We start from the raw sequence: 5586 nt of genomic DNA on the forward strand, positions 1-5586 counted from the left end.
ACCCCTGTTCGCGCACCATCGATCAACGTCCGCCGTACCGGCGGCAGGTCGCCTCGTTCACCTTCGAGCCGCCGGTCGCTCAGCGCTGGGGTCGGGCTGGGGTCAGACTTCAGCCCGGCTGGCTCGCCATGTTAAGGGGCGGTTGGGCTGCACGCGGCGTGACGGGCCACCCGAGCAAGTCGGCTTCGAGATATCCAAAGTGCCTGCTCATCGTCGGCGGCGAAATCCGTTGGGCCGCAACGGGACCCTGCGCGCGGTCGTGACGACCACCGTCAGTATCATCGACCGAAGCTCATTCTCGGTGTTCAGCAAGATCACGTGCACTCTCCGGGCGGTCGGTCCCCACCGACCCCAAGCCGGGCCACCAATCCCGGTGGCCCTCCGCGTGCCCCCGGGCGCGCGGTCCCGGAAGGATGAACGTGAGCGCTGAACGTCGTGATCCTGGCGAGCCGAACGGTCAACGCCAGGAGCCGGACCGAGTGCCGCCGAACGAGTCGAACTTGCTCGAACGGTGGATGAGCCTGCGACCAGGGCTTACTACGGGGATCAACTTTCTCCCCGAAGGGAGCGACCTCCGCCAACGGGCGGAGGTCGTCCTGTTCGCGGTGGATACCGGCGTGATCGTGGCATGGATCATCAAGCGCCGATAGTCACCTGAGCGTCGGCCAGGGTTCCCGCCCTGGCCGACTTTCTTTTGTCCTGTCAACGCTTCTGTCTTGTTGCCGACAGTAGTGCTATCTTCACTTCGCTGACAGTCACTGAACGTAATCAAGTCTGCTGCACTGATCTCACACTTGATGCGTCAAGTACGGAACGACTATACAGTCACCGCGAAGGCAGTTCACGCCCGGCGCACTATTCGGAGCGCCGCGGCGGCTCCATTAACTATGTCGCTCATTAGGCCTGAACTGCCCTCATCGTGATAACAGCAAGGGTGCCGTGACCACCGTAGTTACCAAAAACAACGCTTGCCAGTCACAGCACACACAGTCATCACAGCCATCTAGAGCAACGCCGGCAGCAGGAGCCGTCCACGCAGGCTGCCAAAAAGTTGGCTTGACATACGTCCGGCCTGGACTGTGAGTAACCAACAACACCGCACTTGCAACTACAGAGAGTAACTGTCGCGCTGAATGTGGCTGAACCAGCGAAGAATCTGAGCATTGACACATTGCTTCATATGTGATAGTTATGCGATCTTACGTTCACCCTCTCGCCACGGAGACGCCGTTACACCCACTGGGTTACGGCAAAGTGGCGACCCTCGACCGCGGATACATACGTCAGGCTTCCCGAACATCGGCTGATCGGACTAGGTCGATATCCGTTCGGTGTCGTCAGGGCCTTTCTGTGACGGTTTCGACTCGTTGAGTCAATGGCTACGATCCGAGGATGCCAGGTGAAGCGCTTCATGATGCCGGCCGAGAAGGGGCGATCCGGGCCAAGAGATGGCTCGACTCTACGACCCGCGTTAGTCAGTCATGGCTTAACACAGATCCGGGTGCGGCCAAGAAGCTTACTTTCAACTGGCCCAGTTCTGGCACCGAGTTCTCATTCGATTTGGGCGGCGTACTCAAAGGCGGCGAATTCGCCAACTCGATGTTCATGGCCGAGGTAAAGAACTACAACACTCCGAGCGGCCTTGGCCCGATGTATCGGGAGTACCTCGCAAAGTGTTACATCGCAGCCAAACTGAACAATGCAATTACTGATCACTTTATGTGGATCACCTGGCACCCCTTCTTGGTCGACTCTTGGACTCAACTCTGTACTCCCGACCTAATCCGCAAAGGTATAACCGAGCAGCGAAATAGAATCCTGGGCGATGGCTCCTCCGAAGAGGATGCGAAGGCGTGGATTGACGACGACCTCTGCGGCGGGGTTGCCGATAAGCTTTGGGTTTTAGTGTTGAGCCAGAAGCAGGAAAAGTTAGTCATAACTGACGAAGATCGTGCAATTATCCTGTATCACGAAACGAGGGGCGGACGACCATGAGGGCAGAGACTTTCCGCGCCCGCCTCGAGTACGCGCGATCGGGCCAGGATGCACGCGACAACGTCGCTCAGATAAAGCGTGCAGTAGTCGAGGAGATCCGCTTTGCCGATCCGCGTGTCAGCGTAACCTTCACTGACTACTTCAATCACACGTTCGCGCCTGACCTAGTGCTTACCTGGTCGGGGGATAACAGAGTCCGAGATCTTTTCATTAGGACCGACCCCGATCCGCGTCGGCTTTACGATGATGTCGACCTTCTCGGCGACAAGCACCCAGTGCTGTTCAGTTTGGGTGATGTCGATAGTCAAGTGACCGGATACGGTCGTCTTAGCAACGTCGCGGCACAATCGAATACGCTCGTCACTAGTGCCTTTGGGCTCGACGCAGTGAGTCAAGAACGTGTGGGTCATCCCGTTGTGCAACTTGCCTCAGCCGCCCTGCTTCAGGGTGGCCGTGGCGTGGTTGACGAAGACGAGGGGACCAGCATCGCTGATGCGTTTAGCCACGGATACGAAGCCGCACTCCGCGCTGATCCTGAGTCCACAGCTCGCGCTGCTGAAGTAATAGACCGTTCGTTTGACCGGAAGTCCAGCGAACGGCTGGGGCAATTCTTACAAGCGGTGTGGGTCGGCTCAGGAGGCTCCCCGACATCGTTTCCCGGCCGGAGCGACGTAACAAGTGATTTGCCAGACGACGCATTCAGATTCCTGTTGGAACTTGCAGACTTCGACGATCCGACGTTCTGGCGTCGTGTCGGCAGGAACCTGACCGTTGAGCGGCTTGCTCGAATGGATGTAGTCACAAGCTCCCCCAATTTTCAATACCTTATTCAGGGCAACCTTGACGTCCTCCGCGCACGTGTTTGCCGAATCTTGTCGCACGACAACATGCTGTTCAGCGCACAGAATCACCGGTTTGCGTGGACTCGGGATCGTGGAATGCTAGCCCTGGCCGGTGAGCGCTTTACTGCGTATGTTGCGGAGCGGTCGGACGACGTTAAGGTGAAAGCCCCGCGTGAGCAGGGAATCACAGGTGACGAACTCATGCGGCGGGCCGACTCCCTCGGCCGTAACTTGGAACAGGTCGACCTCGCGGGAAACAGTTGGAAACTGGCATTTGAGTCGGAGTTAAACGCAACACGCGACGATACCTTGCACGCCATTATGGGCACGCTTCGCAGCCGGCGATCAGTTTGGGTACGTGCGGCATCGGTCTCGATCGGCCCGCGCACGCTGCGCTGTGATTTTGAGTCGCGGACAGCGACTGGACGCGGTCCGGCAATCTTTCCTTTGGCAGACCTTGTCCACACTGCTCTTGCAATGATGGAGGACTTGAACGCGGACGAGCGGGAGCAGCTCGAAGCATTATTCGCGGATTATGCCAGTGGCGGCCAGACAGACATCGTTGAGTTCTTGAACGAACTCGCCCAAATCTCGGACACCGACGGTTACTGGACTGATACAGAGTCATAATGCCGCGCGCCGTCATCAAAGTAGACGATTTTTGAACCGACTTCCTATAGTGAACGAATCCATTCAGCCCACTCTTGGAGGTCCCGGTGGGAACTGAACCGACCGCCGCCCGTAACACTGGCAGTCTTCTGTCGATTGAAGTACTGCCGGATTCCGTGCGTCTAACTCGTTCTTCCGGCGATCCGGTGGTGGTCTTCACGCGCGAGGAGTGGGCCGCCTTCTTAAAAAGCGCCAAAGAAGGCCGTTTCGACGGCCCTGGGCTGACAGAAACCCAAGTCCCACCTGCGCCGGCGGAAACCCGAGTTTTGATCTACCTGGACACCGAGGACGAAAGAGTTGCGCACAAGGTGTTCTTAGCAGTTGACGATCTCGCAGAAGCGCTTGGGCTTCGGGTACACGACAGCACCGACGAGCGGGGATCGTTTATACGTCGTGCACTTGCTCGACTTTTTTTACCGCGGGACATGGTCGACGAGGGTATGCGCAAGGCGGCAAACGCTCCGATGCTTAAGCATGACCTCGCGCAAGCAGAGCGAGATTCAAAGATCAGTGAGGCTGTTGCTCGACTGCTCGAAAGCCTTGCCGAGGTTCCCAACGCTTGCGTAATGATCGGCACGCTGCTGGTAGTAAAGACCGATCAGGACGGCGGACCGATCGTGTTGGCTCGCACCCTATCGATGGGCGAGCAAAGTTTGTTCACACAGCACCCAGACATGTTTAAAGATCCGCACAAGGTGTGGGACTCCCTGGCATTAGCACGGGACGTGACCCGATCATCGAACGTCAAAGCCGGGTCGGCGACGGATACGTAGCCCTGGATTAGTCACGTACAGGTCCGCAACTTTGCCAGTAGAGACCTAGCTCCCCGATGCTCCTATGGACGTCAAGCGGGGGCGGTCATACCTTGGCACGACTCGTCGCGGCAGGGCCCGGCGGCATTTTGCCGGAACCCTGAACCTACGGATTACTTGCGGCGCGGCCAGCACTGGTTGTGGACGACGTCCCGAGCACGTCCATGATCGGGTTCGGCCAGCGACGGACGGCGGGGTTGCTGTACTTCGCTGCTGTACAGCAACCGCCTTACATTCGAACGCTGCGGCGGGCCCAGTCCAGGAGCGGGCGTTTCGCCCGCTCCATCCGCCTTGAAGCGTCAAGATGATCTTCTAATTGGGCAGCCTTCCTGCTTCTGCCTCTATGGACCCGGCCAGCTGCACGAAGTTGCGGGCAATACCTGCTCACACAGTGCGGAGCCTGCACCCAGAGCCTGCACTGCCAGGAAGCGGTCCGAAAGCTCTATGGCTCGGGTGCAAAGCGCGCTGCACCATTACTGTCGTGGAGACCTTAGGAACGCTTTGTGCCTGGTGCAGCCAGCCGTCTGCGGCCCGTGTCTACGGCAGTGTTCAGCCTTCGGAGTATGACGAACCGGAACTGCTGTCGCTGATCATCTGCGAACACTGCAGATACCCGTCGCTCGTAAGCCAAACGCCGGACGACTACGAGCGGGGGTGGGGCCCCGCCACGAACCTTTGGCCGCACGGCCCTCGCTCACTCAATCCGGCAATCCCTGCAGCAATTCGCGGTGAGCTGTTGGAGGCGCGCACCTGCTACAGCTCCAAGGCATATCGCGCCACCACCGTCATGGTTGGGCGTTGCCTGGAGGCGCTATGCGTGGATAAGGGCGTGACCTCTAAGCCATTGCAGGCTGGTCTGCAGCGGCTAGCGGCAACAGGTGCCATCGACCAACGTCTCCTTGAGTGGGCCCATGGGCTTCGTGCACTGCGCAATGACGGAGCTCACCACTCGGGCGAGCGGATCACGGCGGACGACGCGAGAGATGCACTAGAACTTGCCGAAGCACTTCTGGACTACCTCTACGTGTTCACCTCAAAGTACGAGGCGTTCAAGACGCGCCGCATGGAGCAAAGCCTCGCAAGCAGGTCAACGGCGCTGCCGGCTGGGCAGGCTCCGGCGACCTCCACCAGCCCGTCTGGGGTTGACCCTCATGCGGTGGGCACGAATTCCGACGCTCCAGTGGAGGTCGGGCACTCGGCTGAAGGAACGACCTTGACCAGTGCGTGAGCTCACTGGGCTGGCGGAAGCAGAGTGCTTAACTTCAGCC

5 protein-coding genes are annotated in these 5586 nt (G+C 58.9%); all 5 read left to right on the forward strand.

From position 1 onward, the window contains the following. Positions 1-419 precede the first annotated feature (419 nt). The 5 genes from Cco03nite_RS41515 to Cco03nite_RS41535 all read left to right on the forward strand — a co-directional run bounded on the left by Cco03nite_RS41515 (position 420) and on the right by Cco03nite_RS41535 (position 5546). Positions 420-650 carry a hypothetical protein gene (locus Cco03nite_RS41515; RefSeq protein WP_203699550.1) on the forward strand — a complete coding sequence of 77 codons (231 nt, stop codon included), beginning with the start codon at positions 420-422 and terminating at the stop codon, positions 648-650. A gap of 742 nt (positions 651-1392) precedes the next feature. Then, positions 1393-1995, forward strand: a complete 603-nt coding sequence (locus Cco03nite_RS41520) for a hypothetical protein (RefSeq protein ID WP_203699551.1) — start codon at positions 1393-1395, stop codon at positions 1993-1995. After that, entirely contained in the window at positions 1992-3467 is a 1476-nt protein-coding gene (locus Cco03nite_RS41525) for a hypothetical protein (protein WP_203699552.1), read from the forward strand. Before Cco03nite_RS41520 ends, Cco03nite_RS41525 begins: the two co-directional genes overlap by 4 nt. 86 nt (positions 3468-3553) lie before the next feature. Further along, positions 3554-4279, forward strand: coding sequence for a DUF397 domain-containing protein (locus Cco03nite_RS41530; protein WP_203699553.1), 726 nt, complete (start codon positions 3554-3556; stop codon positions 4277-4279). Positions 4280-4799: 520 nt separating this feature from the next. Then, entirely contained in the window at positions 4800-5546 is a 747-nt protein-coding gene (locus Cco03nite_RS41535; protein ID WP_203699554.1) for a DUF4145 domain-containing protein, read from the forward strand. Positions 5547-5586: the final 40 nt, after the last annotated feature.

The organism is Catellatospora coxensis (genome assembly GCF_016862635.1).
GTDB classification, from domain to species: Bacteria; Actinomycetota; Actinomycetes; order Mycobacteriales; family Micromonosporaceae; genus Catellatospora; species Catellatospora coxensis.